Below are 18,007 nucleotides of genomic sequence, written 5' to 3'. Positions count from 1 at the left end.
TCCTTTATCGAAATGTCTTGGCAAGAACCACCAGCGTCGGGTCGCCATCGAACGCTTCGGGGGCGAAGCCCTTTTCGCGCTCAAGTTCGATGGCAGCGTGATTTTCGCGCGCCTCGATCGCGATCGCGCGCCGGACGTCGCGCCGTTCGGCCTCGCGGCTGACGAAATCGAGCAGCGCCCAGCCGACCCCCTTGCCGCGATAGTCGCTGCACACCGACACCGCGATTTCGGCGGTATCCATCGCCGCATCACAGGCGAGCAGCGCCGATCCGATCAACTTGCCGCTCGCCGCGTCGAAGCCGAGGAAGCTTTCGCTGCGATAATGGTCGGCGTGGATCAGTGGTTCGAGCTGGCGATGGTTGACGTGGGCGCCGGCCGAAAAGAAGCGGAAGCGCCGGTCCTCGTCGCTGACGCGGTCGAAGAAATCGACGAGCGCCGCCTCGTCGGCTTCGGTGGCGGGGCGCACCAGCACGTCGATGCCGGAACGGGTGGGAAGCAGAAGCGTCGTGTCCATGGGAGAGAGCCTTTCGTTCAAGAGCCTGTGCCTCTTGCGCCCCGGCGTCCAATCATGCCTTGATCCAGCGCAAAGCCCCGAAAAATAGAGAGCGAAGAATCCGGGGAGTATGCGCGACCCGCCATCCTCCCCGGTCCGTGCCGAAAAACCTGCCTATGCGTCGATATTGCGGCGGAAGGTTTCGGGCAGGAACAATAGCCCCACGATCACCGTCAGCGCGGCGATGACGATCGGATACCAGAGGCCGTAGTAGATATCCCCCGTTGCCGCGACCATCGCAAAGGCCGTCGTCGGCAGGAAGCCGCCGAACCAGCCGTTGCCGATATGATAGGGCAGCGACATCGAGGTGTAGCGGATGCGGGTCGGGAACAATTCCACCAGCATGGCCGCGATCGGGCCGTAGACCATCGTCACGAGAAGGACGAGATAGGTCAGGATGGCGATGACCATCGGCTTGTTGATCGCATCCGGATCGGCCTTTGCCGGATAGCCTGCCTTGGTCAGCGCATCCTTGATCTGCCCGTGAAAGGCGGTGATCGCCGCCTTGCGTTCGTCGCCCGTTACCTTGGCGGGATCGGGAGCGGTAAAGCTTTCGGCGCCGATGCGGACGACCGCGACGCTGCCTGCCGGCGCGGCGACGTTCGCATAGCCGATCGCGTTTTTGGCGAGGAAGGCCTTGGCGATGTCGCAGCTCTTGGCGTCGAACTTGTTCTTGCCGACGGGGTCGAACTGCAGCGAACAGTCGGCGTCATTCGTCACCACCGTCACCGGCGCCGAAGCCTCGGCCCGGGCAAGCGCCGGGTTCGCAGCTTCGGACAGCGCGTGGAAGGCGGGGAAATAGGTCACCACCGCGAGCGCGCAACCCACCAGGATGATCGGCTTGCGCCCGATCTTGTCCGACAGCCAGCCGAAGAAGATGAAGAAGGGCGTACCGATCGCCAACGCGATTGCGATCAGGATATTGGTCGTCGCACCATCGACGAGCAGCATCTTTTCAAGGAAGAACATCGCGTAGAACTGGCCGGTGTACCAGACCACCGCCTGGCCGGCGACCGCGCCGAGCAGCGCGACGAGAACCCATTTGGCATTCTTCCACTGACCAAACGCTTCGGTCAGCGGCGCCTTCGAGGTCGTGCCTTCATCTTTCATCTTCTGAAAGACCGGGCTTTCGGAAAGCTGCATGCGGATCCACATCGACACCGCGAGCAGGATGATCGAAACAAGGAAGGGCACGCGCCATCCCCAGTCCTTGAACGCTTCTTCGCCGATCAGCGTGCGCGTGCCGATGACGACGAGCAGCGCCGCGAACAGGCCGAGCGTCGCGGTCGTCTGGATGAAGCTGGTGTAAAGCCCGCGCCGGTTGTTGGGCGCATGTTCGGCGACATAGGTCGCCGCGCCGCCATATTCGCCGCCGAGCGCAAGGCCCTGCACCAGCCGCATGACGATGAGCATGATGGGCGCTGCAACACCGATCGTGGCATAGGAGGGAAGAAGGCCGACGACGAACGTCGAAAGGCCCATCAAGCCCATCGTCACCAGAAAGGTGTTCTTGCGGCCGACGAGATCGCCGATCCGCCCGAACACCAGCGCCCCGAAGGGACGCACCGCAAAGCCTGCGGCAAAGGCCGCCAGCGCGAAGATAAAGCCGGTCGTTTCGTTGACGCCGGAAAAGAATTGCGCCGATATGATCGTGGCCAGAAGGCCGTAGAGATAAAAATCATACCATTCGAAAACGGTGCCCAGCGACGAGGCGGTGATGACGAGCTTTTCGCTCTGCGTCGCCTCGTGATGCTTGGGCAAATGGTCATATGCCGTTGCCATGAAACCTCTCCCTGTCCCTGTTCGGTTTAGAAACTATATTTTGCGGCAAATTCAAAGCGGTCGAGCTGGCCCTTGGCACCGCTCACGATTTCGCGCTCACCGTGGCGATATTCGATGCCAAGGTCGATGCTCTTGACCGGTGACCAGAAAAGGTTGGCGGCCGCGCTCCACGCCTTGTCGTTGAACCCCGACAGGGTCGCGAGCGGGATCGAACCCGCATAGTCGACATCCTGGTAGCTACCCATCAGGTTGGCCCGGAGCTGCGGCGCCACGGCGAGGCGCACCGCCGCGAGCGCGGCGAACTCGCGAACATCGGCAAGGGTGCCGGTCGCCGGGTCGAAGACCGAATCGGGCGCGAAGTTGAGGCCGATATAGCGGCCGGCATTGCTGCCATAGGTCGCCATGAAGCGGATATCGCTGCCCTTGTCGGCGGCGAGATAGATTTTGCCCGCGGCGCTGACGCCCCAGCCGAAATTCTTTGCCGCGACGCCGGCATTGGCAACGCGCACTTCGCGCGCGAGGCCCGCGAGCGACAATTCGCCAAGCTTGCCTGCATAGGCGATCCGCGCCGCGAAGTCGGGGATGCTGTCGTCGCCGTTTTCGGCCAGCGCCGGGGCGCCGAGGGTGGCGGTTCCCGACTCCGCATTTTCAATTGATGCATGGAGCGTCACGCCGCCACCAAGCGGCGCCGAGTAGCGGACAAGCGGCTGGCGGACGAACACCGTGCCTTCGGTCGCGCCAACGAAATCGGTGCTTTCGGGCAGCGCGCCGACATATTGGAAGGTCGACCAGTCCTGCCCGAAGGTGAATTTGTCGACCTGGATATAGGCGCGCCGCAGCGCGAGATTATAGCCATTGGTCGTGCGCTGAGACCCCTGCGTGCCCGGCGATGTCTGAAAGTCGGTTTCGACATAGCCCTTCACCGCATGGCCCGCGACATCGGTCGACAGGTTGAGCCACAGGCGCGATTGTTTGGCGCTGAAATCCTGCACGCGGGCGGCCGGACCAGATCCGACCGGGATCGATTGCGGCAGATAGAAATCGCGGCCGAGCGAGTTGGTCGCCACTTCGCCTTCGCTGAACCGGCTGTTCGTCGCGGTAAGCTTGATGAAGCCGCCGATCTTGATCGTCGTTGCGCCCGAACGGAAACCGTCGGCGGGCGCCGCTTGCGCTGGCTGCGGCTGCAGCGCCGCGACCTTCGTGGCCGCGGCGTCGCTCTTCGCGGCGGCTTCTTGCGCGACGGCGGCGGTCGCTGCCTGATCGCTGCGCGCGCTCGCAAGATCGGCGCGCAGGCTCTGCATTTCGGCCTCGAGCTTCGCCAGCCGGGCCTCGAGCTCGGCTTCGCGCGGCGTCGATTGGGCAAAGGCCGTCCCCGGCGCGACGAGCGCGGTGGCGGCCAGCAAAAGATGGAGGGGTGCGGTATTTCGCCTTTGCATCTGACGTCTCCCTGTTCCCGATGTTCACCTCGGGATCGGGGCAGAGTGCGGCGCGCGCCATCGCGGCGCCATCCGGACGATGGTCGTAGACCTACGACCTTTGTCTAACAGCGCGGCAGGCGATGTTTGCGCTAGGCAGACCGGCAAAAGTCCACGCGGACCAAAAGGAGCAAGCGATGGGAGAGACGATTTATCCGGTGCCGTCCGCCTGGGCGGCCGGTGCGCTGGTCGATGACGCCAGCTATCATGCGATGTATCGGCAATCGGTCGAGCAGCCCGATGCCTTCTGGCGCGATCAGGCGAAGTGCATCGACTGGATGCGCCCCTTTACCCACGTCAAGGAGACGAGCTTTGACGAAAGCGATTTCGGCATCGCCTGGTTCTCCGGCGGAACGCTCAATCTCTCGGCCAATGCGCTCGACCGCCATCTTGCCGAACGCGGCGACGCGATCGCGATCCTCTGGGAACCCGACGATCCGGCCGATGCGCATCGCGCGATCAGCTATCGCGAACTGCACGCCGACGTCTGCCGCTTCGCTAATTTGCTCAAAGCGCAGGGGGTGCAGCGCGGCGAACGCGTGACCATCTATCTGCCGATGGTGCCCGAGGCTGCGGTGGCAATGCTTGCCTGCACGCGGATCGGCGCGATCCATTCGATCGTCTTTGCCGGCTTTTCGCCCGATGCGCTCGCCGGGCGCATCACCGACTGCGACAGCCGCATCGTGTTGACCGCCGACGAAGGGCTGCGCGGCGGCAAGCATGTGCCGCTCAAGGCCAATGTCGACGAAGCGCTGGCCGATTGCCCTGGCGTCGAGCGCGTTATCATGTTGCGGCGTACCGGCGCGGATGTTCCGATGGTGGAGGGCCGCGACATCGACTGGCACATGGCGGTCGCCGCGCAAAGCGACGATTGTCCGGCCGAGGAAATGAACGCCGAAGATCCGTTGTTCATCCTCTATACCTCGGGATCGACGGGCAAGCCCAAGGGCGTGCTGCATACCACCGGCGGCTATGCAGTTTGGGCAGCGGTCACGCACCGCTATGTCTTCGATTACCGGCCGGGGCAGATATATTGGTGCGCCGCCGACATCGGCTGGGTCACCGGGCATAGCTATGTCGTCTATGGTCCGCTGATGAACGGCGCCACGACGGTGATGTTCGAAGGGGTGCCCAATTTTCCCGATCCGTCGCGTTTCTGGCAGATCGTCGACAAGTTCGGGGTGGAGATTTTCTATGGCGCGCCGACCGCGCTGCGCGCGCTGATGCGCGAAGGCGACGATTGGGTGACGAAGACCAGCCGCAAGACACTGCGCCTGCTCGGCAGCGTCGGCGAGCCGATCAATCCCGAGGCGTGGGAATGGTATCACAAGGTCGTGGGCGATGGGCGCTGTCCGATCGTCGATACCTGGTGGCAGACCGAAACCGGCGGCGTGATGATCAGCCCGCTCCCTGGCGCCACCGCGCTCAAGCCCGGTTCGGCGACGCGGCCCTTTTTTGGCGTTCAGCCGGCCCTGGTCGACAATGATGGCGTCGTTATCGAAGGGGCCGGTGAAGGCTGCCTTGTCATCACCGACAGTTGGCCGGGGCAGATGCGCTCCGTCTGGGGCGACCATGCGCGCTTTTTCCAGACCTATTTCACGACCTTCAAGGGCCGCTATTTCACCGGCGACGGCTGCCGCCGCGATGCCGACGGCTATTACTGGATTACCGGCCGTATCGACGATGTCATCAACGTGTCGGGTCACCGCATGGGCACCGCCGAGATCGAAAGCGCGCTCGTCGCGCATCCCAAGGTCGCCGAAGCAGCGGTCGTCGGCATGCCACATGACATCAAGGGGCAGGGCATCTATGCTTTCGTCACCACGAACGCCGAGGTCGAACCCGACGAGGCGCTGCGCAAGGAGCTGGTCCAATGGGTGCGCCACGAAATCGGCCCGATCGCGACGCCCGACGTCATCCAGTTCGCGCCATCGCTGCCGAAGACGCGTTCGGGCAAGATCATGCGGCGTATCCTGCGCAAGATCGGGGAGAATGACGTGAGCAATCTGGGCGACACATCGACCCTCGCCGACCCCACGGTGGTCGATCATCTGCTCGCGCATCGGCCCTTGCTGGCGGAGGCGTGACAGGAACCGTCCTCGTTGCGGACGACCATCCGCTTTTTCGTCAGGCGCTGCGCCTGGCGGTCGAAAAAATATTGCCCGAGGCCGCGATTGCGGAGGCCGGAACGCTCGCCACAGCGGTCGCCGCGGCCACCGCCGCGCCCGATCTCCGGCTGATCCTGCTCGATCTCAAAATGCCCGGCGCGACCGGCTATTCGGGGATTGCGCTGCTTCACGCCGAATGTCCCGACGTTCCGATCCTCGTCGTATCGAGCGCCGAAGGCGCGGCGGCTGCCGATGAGGCGCGGGCATTCGGCGCGATCGGTTTTCTGCACAAGGGCAGCGACCTTGGCGCGATCGAGGCGGCGGTTGCGGCAGCGATCGGCCGCCGGTCGGCGCCGCGTTCCCCCGCGCCGGATTCGGCCACCGACGAGATTCGCGAAACCGTCGCCAGTCTGACCCCGACTCAGCTCAAGGTCCTGCTCGCCGTGCTCGGCGGCCAGCTCAACAAGCAGATCGCCCATAATCTGGGAATCAGCGAGGCGACGGTGAAGGCGCATATGACCGCGATCATGCGCAAGCTCGACGTTCGCAACCGCACCCAGGCGGCCCTTGTCGCGCGGTCACTCGGGCTCGATCTCGCGCACTGACAGCGCCGTCAGAAAACCCTCGATCGCGCCCGCCGCGACGGGTTTGGCAAGGATCGTCACCCCCAGTTCGGCCGCGCGGGCGCGCATGGCAGCGCCATTTTCCGCCGTCACCAGAAGCGCTGGGAGACCGGGGTGCTGCATCTGCAGCTGCGCGATCAGGTCGAGCCCGTTGGCGCCGTCATCCAGCTGATAATCGACGAGTGCTGCATCGAAACGTCCCGGCGCTGAGAGAGCATCGCCCGGCCCGCGCGCGCCAACCGCATCGTGGCCCATGCGCGCGAGCAGGGCGAGGCTCGCCTCGACGATGCGCTCGTCATTATCGACCGCCAGAACGCGCAGCGACTGCGGCGCCCGGTCTCCCGTCGCTGCGATCTTCGGGAACGCGGTCGGCGCTTCGCCGGACTCGGCGGCTGGCAGATAGAGGCTGAAGCGGCTGCCGCGACCGGGCGCCGATCGCACCTCGATCCGCCCGCCGAGCAGCCGCACGATGCGGCGCACGAGGGCAAGGCCGAGCCCAAGACCCTCGACCTCCACCTCGCCGAGCCGCACGAATTCGGAGAATATATCCTCGATCTGTGCCTCGGCGATGCCGACGCCGGTGTCGATGACGTCGATCCGCCAATCGGCGCCGCGCCGCCTTACACCGATAAGGACGCCGCCGCGCGCGGTGTAGCGCACCGCATTGCCGATGAAATTCTGCATCACCGATCGGAGCAGCCCGGCGTCGCTTTCGACGGTGCCCGGCATCGCGCCGATGCGTAGTCGGAGGCCCTTGGCTTCCGCCATCGGACGGAAGGTTTCGGCGAGATCGCCCAGAAACGGCGCAAGCGCGATGGCTGCGGGTTCGGGCGTCACCCCGCCTGCGTCGAGCCGGCTGATATCGAGCAGCGAGCGTAGCAGGTCTTCCGCCGCCACCAGCGCGCTTTCGACGCGGCCGATCAGGTCGTGCTGCGCCGCGCTCGCATCGCGCCCGAGCGCGGCGGTAAACAGCCGCGCGGCATGGAGCGGCTGCAGAAGATCATGGCTCGCCGCAGCGAGAAAGCGCGTCTTGTCCTGATCGGTCCGCGCGAGGCGGCGGTTGGCATCGCTGAGCTCGCGCGTGCGATCGGTGACCCGCTGTTCGAGCTCCTCGAGCGTGCGGCGCAATTCTTCGCGCATCCGGGCTTCTTCGCTGATGTCGGTGAAGGACATGACATAGCCGCCGCCGGGCATCGATCCGCCGACGATCTTGATGACGCGGCCGTCGTTGCGGTGCCGTTCGACGCTGTGTTCCTGCCCGCGGCGCAGATGTTCGAGCCGCTTTTCGACATGATGTGCTACATCGCCCGGTCCGAAATCGCCCTGTTCGGCATTATGCCGGATGAGATCGGCGACGGGTACGCCGACGCGAACCAGACCGGGAGGATAGTTGAACAGTTCAAGGTAGCGGCTGTTCCATGCGACGAGGTTGAGGTCGGCATCAACGACGCTAATTCCGGCGCCGACATTTTCGAAGGTCGCGGCGAGCAGCCGGCGCGAAAAGCGCAGGCTCTGACCCCCTTCGTCGAGCAGCCGCGTGACTTCGTGGAAGCTGAGCTGGCCGCCCGCGAGCGCAGAGGCGACGAGCGCGCGTGCCGAAGAGGCACCCACGACCTGCGCGATCAGTTCGCGGGCGCGCTGTGCCGCCTGCCGGTCCACCGGATGGCTGCGATCGGCGCCCGGAAAGGCCTTGCCCGCCTGTTCCTCGCCGACGAAGCTTCCGGTGAGCTGCGCAAGATCGGCGAGGTTGGTGATCGGCCGCTGCGCGCGGACGAAGCGCGGCAGCGGCGGCGTTTGCACCTTGCGCGCGGCGATCGCGGCATAGACGATCAGATTGGCGCCGACGCTCCAGATGACGCCGTGCGAGAGTGGCGCGGCGCCGCCGATCCCGAGCAGGCGCAGCGGATCGATAGCGGTCCCCGCCAGCGCGTCGAGCCACGCTGTCGGGACGACCGGCGGCAATGCGAGCGTGTAGAGCCAGAGCGCCAATCCCACCGAAAGGCTGGCGCGTGCCGCGAGTGAATCGCGGCCCTTGCCGGTTGCCGCGAGGATGAGATGCGGGGTGAACTGCGCCATGGCGGCAAAGGCGATGAGGCCGATGGAGGCGAGCGAATCCTGTGCCGAAACGAGCAGAGCCCAAACGAGTCCCATTGTCAGGATCGCAAGGATCGACAGCCGCCGGATCGTCAGCATCCGCCGCCCGATCGCCCCCGATTCGGTCGTCGCCGGCGCGCGCATCAGCGTCGGGAAGACAAGGTCGTTCGATACCATCGTCGCCAGCGCGGTCGAATCGACGATCGCCATCGACGCCGCCGCGCTGACCCCGCCGAGCAACGCCGCTGCGAGAACGAAGCCGAAGCCTTCGGCCGCGGGCAGTTCGAGCACATAGACGTCCGGGGCGATCGCCGGGCCAAGCACGGTCAACCCCGCGAGTGCGATCGGCAGGACGACGATCGCCATCGTGCCGAGATAGGCGGCAAGGCCGAAGCGGGCACGCACGAGATCGTCGGGCTGGCGCGCTTCGACCAGTCCCATGTAGAATTGCCGCGGCAAGGACAGGATGGCGGGCATCGCGATCAGGAAGATGATCGCGACATTGAGCGTCAGTCCTTGCGGCTCGAACCGCGATTGCAGCGCCGAAAAGCCCTCGATCACGCGTTGCGGCGGGGTGGCGGCGAGTACGGCCACCGCCACGCCCGCGACCGCGACGAGCGCAAGCAGCTTGATCGCCGATTCAAGGCCGATCGCGTAGAGCAGCCCTTCGCTGCGACCCGCGAGTTCGAACCGCCGCGCCCCGAACAGGATTGCGAACAGCGCCAGCAGCGGTGCCGCGACCAGCATCGCCTGCGCCGCGACTTCGGCGCCCGACACGATGCTGAGCGCGGCGCCGATTGAGCGAAGCTGCAACGCGATATAGGGAATGGTGCCGAGCAGCGCGATCACCGTCACCAGCCGCGCGACGACGACATCGTGGCCGAAGCGCGCAGCGATGAAGTCCGATACGGTCGTTGCTTGCTCCTCGTGGACCGCTTCCGACAGGCGACGCAGAAAGCGCGGCGCGGCGAGCAGCAGCAGCATCGGCGCCGCATAGATGGGCAAATAGCTCCACCCGTCGCGCACCGCGCTGCCGACCGCACCATAGAAGGTCCAACTCGTGCAATAGACGCCGAGCGCCAGCGTATAGGCACGGTGGCGCAGGGCGGGACGCCGCGCGAGCGCCGCACCACGCGTCTCGACGAGCGCCGCAATGACGAACAACAGCAGGATCATGGCCAGCGCCAGCAGCGCCGCGGACTGCAAACTCATCGTCGGCTCCTGCCTCGGGCAATCCGCGGGATCGTATCGGGGAAAGCGAGCGGAGCAAGCGGCTTTATCGTGAAGGCGGCGCGCGATGCCGATAAGCGCCGCGCCGATCGAGAGCCTCGCCGTCTGCGGACGCAACGCTTGTCCTACTCCTTACCACCGCGGCACGGGCCTAACCCGTGCGCTTCCGTTGATGAAACGTCGCGTGGCACGGGGCGGACCGGGCATCGATCTCCGCGGCCCATGTCCGCTTTTGCATCGCCGTCTCGTCTAACGGTTTGTCGGATCGCTGCGCATGCCTTGTGCCGCCGGTCCGACAAGAGGACGGGATGGGAGGAAGACGTTGCAGAACGGGGTAAGGCCGGGTTATTGGACCGCATTGGCATTGGTTGCCGTGCTTGGTTCGGCGCCCGAATGCCGCGCACAATTCGCCGCAGCGAGCGAGCCACCCGAAGATGAATCGGCGCAGGCGAGCTCTCCGAACGGGCCGGTGGTGGCGCCGCGCCGGGCAAGTGGCGTCCCCACCGTCGCGGCACAGCCGACTAGGATTTTGCAAGGCTCCAATCGAGCTGCGCGCGCGGGGAGCGGGCAGACGCCGGAACTTTCCGCAGATTTGGACGCACGCGATGGCAATCGGGATGCCGCAGCCTTGGGCAACGGTTCGGGTCGGGCTTTGCCGGGCGCGGGCGGGCCGCGCAGCGGAGCCGCGGGCGCGCCCCAATCCCGTCTTGGCAGTGCCGGCGGGGCGTCGGCCGCCGATGTCGAGCGCGGCTATGATCGCGCGGTCGTCATGCCCGATAATGGCAATGGTGGACCCACCGGCGGTTCCGGCCGCAATTCTGCCGGCGACGGCAATTTGGGGGCTAGCGCCGGTCTGCTCAATTCGGCGGCCGGGCTGGGCGGCAACAGCAACGGTGGCAGCGGCGGCAACTCGGCGCAGGGCGGCACCAATTCGGGCAGCACCGGGATCGAGGGCGCACTCAACTCCTTCGGCGGCGCTAGCGGCGGTCGGTCCGAAAACGCCAATGGCAACGGCAACCGGCGCTCGAACGGTGGTCCTGCCGAGAATGGAAATGCAGGCGGCGGCCGCGACACCACCGGCGGGTCGGCGAGGAATCTTCCCGCGCGGGGCAATTCGGGGGGCTCGGGATCGGACAGGTCGGTCGATCGAAACCAGAATGAGGCGCCGGCAAACAACTCCGGACGCGAAGCCCCGAACAGCCAGAAGGACAAGTCGGGCGCCGATAGCGAAGATCGCTCGGCCAGCAACGACAGCAACGCCAACGACAATGGCGGATCGGATCGGAGCAATCGGGACGCGCCGCCGGAAGGCAATTCGGATGGTGCGGCCAAGGCGGGGGCGCCCGACCGCCCCGAAGAAGAGGGCTGGTCGGCTGGCAGCGACCCGGTCGGTCAGGCGGCGGCGCGGCGGCGCTTCGGCGATCTGGGCGCCGGTGCGGCGGGGCGCGATTTGCTGGGTGAGAAACGCGACGCGGAAGCGGTCGATGCCGAGGATGCGTTGCACCGGATCGGCGACCGGATCGATCCGCTAACCGGTGCCGTGGGTATCGAGGCGCCGGTCGCCGGCGGCGTTTCGCCGCTGCTGCGCGCGGTTGTCGAAACCGCAAAGAAAAGGAAGCAGAAGAAATGAGATATCTTGGAGCAATGATTTTCGCGCTTGCGCTCGCCGCGCCCGTTGCCGCCCAAACGGGTCCAGCGAGTGACCTGTTCGCCTTTTCGCAAGGCGCGCGGCTGGTGCAGGTTCCGGACGACGCCGAATTTACGGCGATGGACAGCAGCCCGCTCAACCTGATCGACGGATCGGCTACGACCGACTGGACGGGCGAAGCGGGGCGGCCCGCCGTGTTCGTGCTCGAACTGGCGGAGCGAACCGAACTGTCGCGCATCGCCTTTGACACCGCCTTTCTCAATCGCGACGAAAAGTCGCCTCGGGCGATCCGCGTCGAACTGTCCGACACATCGGCGCGCAGCGGCTTCGTGCCGATCCTGGCCGCTGATCTGAAGATGAAGAAGGATGGTCAGAGCTTCGGCTTCGACCCCGAACATCGCCCCGTCGGCCGCTGGGTGCGGCTGACGATCGCGAGCAATTATGGCGATGATTATGCCGGCTTCACCGGCTTTCACGGCTATGGCCGTCCGCTCACCGCAACGGCGACCTTGCCGGATGTCACCGGACGCTATGAAGGATGGAGCGGCTGGGGGACGCTCAACCTGACGCAGAGCGGCAATACGGTAACCGGCTGTTACGAATATCAGGCGGGGCGCGTTACCGGCCACATCGACGGCCGGGTGTTGACGCTCGACATGGTGGAGACGGGCCCCGACGGGGCGCTGCGGCGGATGCGCGGCTATTTCGGGCTGACCCCCGACGGCGGCAAGCTGATTGGCTTTGCGCGCGGTCTCACCGAGTCCGACCGCCTTGGCTATGCAACCTATATGAGCGCGGACCGGCGGGCGAACCGGCCCGGCGCGTGCCGCTGACATCATTTGCGAATGAAAGGATTTAGGGGATGAGCAGATCGATCATGCTGGCTGCCGTCGCGGCGTCGCTGACGCTTGCAGGATGTGGGGGCGAAGCGGCGGACAAGGGCGATGGCGCGGGTACGGCTTCGTCGGCTGCGGCGAAGAGCGGGACGGCGCCGCCGCCCGACTGGAATGCCGCCGACGCCTGCGCCGTAGTCGACAAGGCGGCGATGGCGGCGATCCTCGGACAGGCGGTCACCGAAACCCGGCTGGGCAATGTCAGCCAAAGCGATGGCGCGACCGCGGTCACCTCCGAGTGCAGCTATCAGCTTGCCGATGGCGGTTCGGCCGCCTTGATGCTCCGCTGGTCGCCGATCGGCGACAATAGCGAAGGTTCGATCAACCTGACCCGCAATGGCCTGGAGCAGACGCTCAAGGGGTTCGGCGGTCATGTCGAGACGGTCGGCGGGCTTGGCAAGGCGGCCTTTTGGGCCGCGATGACCAAATCGCTCAATGTCTTCGTCGGCGAGGATAAATTCGCGATCATCACGGTGCCGGCCAGCGATGCGTCGAAGGAGCAGGCCGTCGCGCTCGCGCATAAACTTGGTGCTTGACTGCCGGCGCGCAGCGGTGCTGGTTCGCACCGAGGTGCGATGATGCGCCAGGGGAGGGGCGATATGGTGCGGCAGCCGAGCCGGTCCGAATGGAGCCATATCCAGTCCCTGTTCGCCGAACTGATCGATCTCGACCCGGCGGCCCAGGACGGTCGGCTGGCGGCGGAGGATGACTTCATCGCCGGTCAGCTACGGTCGTTGCTCGCCGCCTCGCGCCATTCGGGGATATTGGACGGTGCGGCGCCGTCGTCGTTCGAAACCGCCCCGCGCCGCGCGTACAGCTCGCTTGCCGAAGGCGCCATCATCGGCGGTTTCACCATCGACCACCTGATCGGGCGCGGCGGGATGGGCGAGGTCTACGCCGCGCACCGCAGCGACAGGATGTTCGACCAACAGGTGGCGATCAAGCTGCTGCGCCCCGAAGCGGCCGCGCACAGCGAGTTGTTCGATCGCGAGCGCCGCCTGCTTGCCGGGCTCGAGCATCCGGGGATTGCCCGGCTGATCGACGGCGGGGTCACCCCCGACGGGCGGCCTTATATGGCGATGGAATATGTGACCGGCGAGCCGATCGACGCGTGGTGCCGGACCCATGGCGCCAATCTTGCGACGCGATTGCGGCTGTTTTGCGATGTCTGCGAAGCGGTGGCCTATGCGCACGGCCACCTGATCGTCCACCGCGACCTCAAGCCGTCGAACATATTGGTCGACGGCGACGGCCGCGCGCGGCTGCTCGATTTCGGAATTGCGCGCCTTGTGGAGATCGAAGGCGAGGGCGAGGCACTAACCACGGTCGCGCTGATGACCCCCGATTATGCCGCGCCCGAACAGCTCGGCAATGCCGCGCCCACTGTCGCGACCGACGTCTACGCGCTGGGTGTCTTGTTGTTCGAACTGCTCACCGGTCGCAGCCCGTGGCGCGAGCCGGGATCGGCGCTGCCGTCGGTGATCCGGCGTATTCTGAACGACGATCCGCCCTTGCCGAGTGCGCTAGTGCCACCTGGCTTTCCCTTCGGGCGGCGCGAGGTCGTGGGGGATCTCGACGCGATCGTGCTCAAGGCGATGCGCCGCGCGCCGCAGGATCGTTATCGCGGCGTCGGCGATCTGGTCGACGATGTCCGCAGCCATATGGCCCTGCGCCCCGTTACGGCGCGCTCGGGTTCGGCGGGTTATACGATCGGGCGCTACTTGCGCCGACACCGCGTCGCGACAACAGCGGCAGCCGCCGCGCTCCTCGCTATCGTGGCGGGCGGCGGTGCGGCGGCGTGGCAGGCGCGCCAGACGGCGATCGAGCGCGATGTCGCATTGGCCGAAGCGCGGCGATCGGAATCGATCAACCGCATGCTGACCGTCATGTTTCGCGACACTGCCAGCAGCGCGGTGGGTGAAGAGGCCACAGTCAAACAGATGCTCGATCAGACGGCGGCGCAGCTTGTCGCGTCGGTCGACAGGAGCGCCAAATCGGCAACGCTGATTACGACGCTCGCCGATCTGTACGTCAATCTGGAAGACGCGGCGGGCGCCGACGCGCTGCTCAGCCAGGCGCTTGCGCGCGGGATCGGCGCAGGCGATCCGGTGGCGACCGCAGAAATCAAGCTTCGCCTCGCCTCGACCGCCGCCGCAATGGGGCGGACCGACGACATGGCGCCGCTGCTCGATTCGGCCGACGCCGTCTTTGCTGCCGACCCGGCGCGTTTCCGCAAGGAACGGCTGGAAAGCATGAGCGGCCGGGCGCAGCTCGCCCGGCGCAAGGGCGATTACGACACCGCCATCCGGCTGCTGCAATCGAGCCTGCCCGACGCCGACCGCGTCTATGCCGAGGATCATCGCGAACTGCTGACCCGCTACAATAACCTGCTCGTCTATATGGTCGAGGCGAACCGGCTCGATGCGATGCCCGCGGTCTTTGCCGCCGCCGACGCGGCGCTCGCGCGGACGGGGCAACAGGGCAGCGCGCAGGGCCTGGCGATCGAGCAGTTGAAAGGCGTGCGGCTGATGAAGCTCGACCGGCTCGCCGAGGCCGAACGCCTGTTTCGCAGCGTTGCCGACCGGCGCCGCGCGGTGTTCGGCAAATCGGCGGCGTTGGCGGTCGATCTGTTGCAACTTGGGCGCGCCGAACTGGCGCTGGGCAAATTCGCCGCGGCGCGCGACGTCCTTGGCGAAGCGCGGCCGATGGCGATCGACAATCTCGGCCCCGACGCGGTGCCGACGCTCGTCATCACGCTGGGCCTTGCCGAAGCGTTGGCCGAGGCGGACGACACCGGACGGGCCGAAGCGCTGCTTGCCGAAGCTGCGCTGCGGATCGACGCGATGGGACCGGTCGGCCTGCCGCAGGGCATTGCGGCGCGGACGTGGGCGATCATCCGTCTGAAACAGGGGCGGATAGCCGAGGCGCGGCGCGAGGCCGACCGGTCGGAGCAGATATTCAAGACGCTCGGCGCGCCGGGCGAATCCTATCTCAAATCCTTTGCGGCATTGCGCCGGCGCTTGACCAGCTAGCCCGCGTCCATTTCCTTGTGCACCCAGGCGCGCGCCTGGAGCCACCAGCGGCGTACCGTCCGGTCGCTGACGCCCAGGACCTTTGCGGTCTCCTCCTCGGTCATCCCGGCGAAGAAGCGGCAGTCGATCAGCTGCGCAAGATTGGGGTCGAGGCGCGCGAGCCGTTGCAACGCCTCACCCAGCCGCACGACATCATCGTCCTCGGGCGCCGCCGCGGCGAGCGAATCGAGGCTTTCGGTAAAGGCATAGTCGGGAGCGCCACGCTTCGCCGTCATGCGGGCGCGGGCGGCGTCGATCAGTATATGGCGGATGGCGGTTGCGGCGCAGCCGAGAAAATGCCGTTCGCTCTCCCAATTGTTGCGCTTGCTGAGTTTGAGATAGGCTTCCGAAACCAGCGCCGTCGTCTGAAGCGTCTGTCCGCCGCCCGCGCGATAATGTTCGCGGCGCGCGATGATCTTGAGCTCGTCATACAGCGTGGCGATGAGCGCGTCGGCGTCGCCGTCGATGCTGCCCGCACGACCCGGTTCCTCGTTGATCGCCCATCTCCCCGCATGACGCGCCATGTAACACGCACCCTAGATGCCTGATTTATTTGCGGTCGGCGAGATAATTTCCTCTTTTTCGGAGGCGACGCCTGTCCGGATCGGGTGACCATTCCCGTCTTTCCAAATGCTGCACCCGCGGCGCCGCGTTCAGCGGCGTCGACGAGGTGACCGCAAACAAGGCGCCACCAAAGGTCGTCGCGAGGGGTCGCCCGGAAACCGATCGGTATTGCGCCGATCCATAAGGAAAGATCGATATGAAACGGATGACCACCCTCATTGGCGCGACCGCGCCCCTTGCGATCCTTGCTGCCGTCGGCGCCACGCCGAACGCCTACGCACAGGCGACGGTCCCGTGCGTTCAGAACGCTGGGGCCGATGGCATTCTCGGCACGCCTGACGACCCCGAAAATACGCTCGAGTGCGGGCTTGGCGCCGAAGCTTCGGCGCCGGGAACCACCGCCTATGGAAGCGGGGCCAAGGCGACGGCCAACGAAGCCATGGCGGTCGGCTTTATCGCCGCTGCCGAAGAAACGCGCTCGACCGCCATCGGCACGGGCAGCAGCGCGACCGCGGACCAGTCGGTTGCGCTGGGCTGGGGATCGGTCGCTGACCGCGGCGCGACCGTATCGGTCGGCAACGCCGGCCTGCAGCGCCAGATCACCAATGTCGCGCCAGGGACGCTGGTGTCCGACGCCGTCAATGTGGGGCAATTGAATACCGCCATGGGTGCCGCGGCGCTGACCGCGATCGCCAATTCGGCGGTGCGCAGCGGCACCAGCGGCGATAGCAGCCTGCAAAGCGACGGCAGCAGCGCAAGCGGCAATGGCGCCGTCGCGCTGGGACAGGGACAGACTGCAACCGGCAACGGCGCCGTTGCGATCGGCGATCCGAATGTCGCGACCGGGACCGGCGCCGTGGCGATCGGCGCTGACAATCAGGCGATCGGCGACGGCGCTGTCGCCTTGGGCAACGCCTCCAACGCCTTTGGCTTGTCGGCCATCGCTATCGGCAACAATGCGAATGCGCTGGCCGATGGCAGCATCGCCATTGGTCGTGACACGATCGCGTCGCCGGCATCGGTGGCGATCGGCGCCAACGCCGCGGCAGGCGGGCAAAACGCGACCGCTGTCGGTCGCGACAGCCTTGCCAGCGGCCTTGCAAGCGCCGCTTTCGGCCAGGGCGCCGCTGCCGGGGGCGATTTCTCGACTGCCACCGGCTATGGCGCGCGCGCGATCAAGGAGGGCGACACGGCGACGGGGTCCGGGGCTTTCGCCAATGGCGGCTATTCGGTCGCCTTGGGCGTGAACAGTCAGACCACGGCCCTCGGGGCGACCGCGCTGGGCGTGAACGCGAAAGCGTCGGGTGCAGACTCGGTTGCGATCGGCTCCAGTTCGGTTGCCGATGAAGCGAATACCGTCTCGGTCGGCTCGGCGGGCTTTCAGCGGCGTATCGTGAACGTCGCGGCGGGCACCGCGGCGACCGATGCGGCGAACGTCGGTCAGGTCCAGACGGTCGCGACCGCCGCTGCGGCGGCGCAGACCACCGCCGATGCCTCCGTGTCGCAGAATATGGCGCAGGACAGCCAGATTGCGGCGATTCAGACGGTAAACAGCGTGCAGGACAATCGTCTGATGTCGCTGGAAAGCATGGCCGGATCAGCGCTTCCGGCGCTCCAGTCGCTTGCCGCGACGCACAGCGCACAGATCAGCGACCTCTATGCGATCACCGATCGCGACCGCCGCGATGCACAGCGCGGAACTGCGGCCGCGGTCGCGCTCGTCCCCGCACCGATGCCGTCGGAACCGGGCAAGACAAGCTACACCTTCAACCTCGCCACCTTCCGCGGTGAGCAGGCGGTGGGCGCATCGATCGCGCACCGGTTCGGCACTGACAACCCCTTCGCCTTCACGGCAGGCGTTTCCTATGCGGGGAGCCGGAATACGGCGGCGCGCGTCGGCATCGCCGGCGAATTCTAGCCTGGTATCGGCAGGAGGGGCGGCTGGAAGCGCGCACCCTCCTGCCGT

12 protein-coding genes are annotated in these 18,007 nt (G+C 66.3%); 7 read left to right on the top strand and 5 right to left on the bottom strand.

The genetic code is table 11. The features are described from left to right. Positions 1 to 4: 4 nt before the first annotated feature. From AOA14_RS00460 to AOA14_RS00450, 3 genes are all read right to left on the bottom strand, one after another. Positions 5 to 514 carry a GNAT family N-acetyltransferase gene (locus tag AOA14_RS00460; protein ID WP_062900394.1) on the bottom strand — a complete coding sequence of 170 codons (510 nt, stop codon included), beginning with the start codon at positions 512 to 514 and terminating at the stop codon, positions 5 to 7. A 153-nt stretch (positions 515 to 667) separates the two neighbouring features. Continuing rightward, positions 668 to 2,335, bottom strand: coding sequence for an MFS transporter (locus AOA14_RS00455; protein ID WP_062900393.1), 1,668 nt, complete (start codon positions 2,333 to 2,335; stop codon positions 668 to 670). Positions 2,336 to 2,361: 26 nt separating this feature from the next. After that, positions 2,362 to 3,771 (bottom strand): DcaP family trimeric outer membrane transporter, encoded by a 1,410-nt coding sequence (locus AOA14_RS00450; protein ID WP_062900392.1) that lies wholly within the window; start codon positions 3,769 to 3,771, stop codon positions 2,362 to 2,364. Positions 3,772 to 3,947: 176 nt separating this feature from the next. Between AOA14_RS00450 and acs the strand changes: the two genes are divergently transcribed. Both acs and AOA14_RS00440 read left to right on the top strand, forming a co-directional pair. Beyond that, positions 3,948 to 5,897: an acetate--CoA ligase gene (acs, locus tag AOA14_RS00445; RefSeq protein ID WP_062900391.1), complete on the top strand. Its 1,950-nt coding sequence runs from the start codon at positions 3,948 to 3,950 to the stop codon at positions 5,895 to 5,897. Continuing rightward, the gene (locus tag AOA14_RS00440) at positions 5,894 to 6,523 is read left to right on the top strand and encodes a response regulator transcription factor (protein WP_062900390.1); all 630 of its coding nucleotides are present in this window, start codon (positions 5,894 to 5,896) and stop codon (positions 6,521 to 6,523) included. Before acs ends, AOA14_RS00440 begins: the two co-directional genes overlap by 4 nt. Here AOA14_RS00440 and AOA14_RS00435 read toward each other — a convergent pair. Then, on the bottom strand, positions 6,497 to 9,847 hold the full coding sequence (locus AOA14_RS00435) for a hybrid sensor histidine kinase/response regulator (RefSeq protein ID WP_062900389.1): 3,351 nt from the start codon (positions 9,845 to 9,847) through the stop codon (positions 6,497 to 6,499). The genes AOA14_RS00440 and AOA14_RS00435 overlap by 27 nt on opposite strands. Positions 9,848 to 10,457: 610 nt before the next feature. Here AOA14_RS00435 and AOA14_RS00430 point away from each other — a divergent pair. From AOA14_RS00430 to AOA14_RS00415, 4 genes are all read left to right on the top strand, one after another. Beyond that, the gene (locus AOA14_RS00430) at positions 10,458 to 11,495 is read left to right on the top strand and encodes a hypothetical protein (protein ID WP_202988341.1); all 1,038 of its coding nucleotides are present in this window, start codon (positions 10,458 to 10,460) and stop codon (positions 11,493 to 11,495) included. Then, positions 11,492 to 12,346, top strand: a complete 855-nt coding sequence (locus tag AOA14_RS00425; protein WP_202988340.1) for a hypothetical protein — start codon at positions 11,492 to 11,494, stop codon at positions 12,344 to 12,346. Before AOA14_RS00430 ends, AOA14_RS00425 begins: the two co-directional genes overlap by 4 nt. 29 nt (positions 12,347 to 12,375) lie before the next feature. After that, a complete protein-coding gene (locus AOA14_RS00420; RefSeq protein ID WP_062900386.1) occupies positions 12,376 to 12,942 on the top strand; it encodes a hypothetical protein in 567 nt (188 codons plus the stop codon). A 63-nt stretch (positions 12,943 to 13,005) separates the two neighbouring features. Continuing rightward, positions 13,006 to 15,438, top strand: coding sequence for a serine/threonine-protein kinase (locus AOA14_RS00415; RefSeq protein ID WP_062900385.1), 2,433 nt, complete (start codon positions 13,006 to 13,008; stop codon positions 15,436 to 15,438). On the opposite strand, the gene AOA14_RS00410 is transcribed toward AOA14_RS00415, so the two are convergent. Then, the gene (locus AOA14_RS00410) at positions 15,435 to 16,001 is read right to left on the bottom strand and encodes an ECF-type sigma factor (protein ID WP_062900384.1); all 567 of its coding nucleotides are present in this window, start codon (positions 15,999 to 16,001) and stop codon (positions 15,435 to 15,437) included. The genes AOA14_RS00415 and AOA14_RS00410 overlap by 4 nt on opposite strands. Before the next feature lie 245 nt (positions 16,002 to 16,246). Here AOA14_RS00410 and AOA14_RS00405 point away from each other — a divergent pair, with 245 nt between their 5' ends. After that, positions 16,247 to 17,959 carry a YadA-like family protein gene (locus AOA14_RS00405; protein WP_062900383.1) on the top strand — a complete coding sequence of 571 codons (1,713 nt, stop codon included), beginning with the start codon at positions 16,247 to 16,249 and terminating at the stop codon, positions 17,957 to 17,959. The last annotated feature ends 48 nt before the right edge of the window (positions 17,960 to 18,007 follow it).

This window comes from Sphingopyxis terrae subsp. terrae NBRC 15098 (genome assembly GCF_001610975.1).
Taxonomy (GTDB): domain Bacteria; phylum Pseudomonadota; class Alphaproteobacteria; order Sphingomonadales; family Sphingomonadaceae; genus Sphingopyxis; species Sphingopyxis terrae_A.
This window is presented reverse-complemented; position numbering and strand designations above follow the sequence as displayed.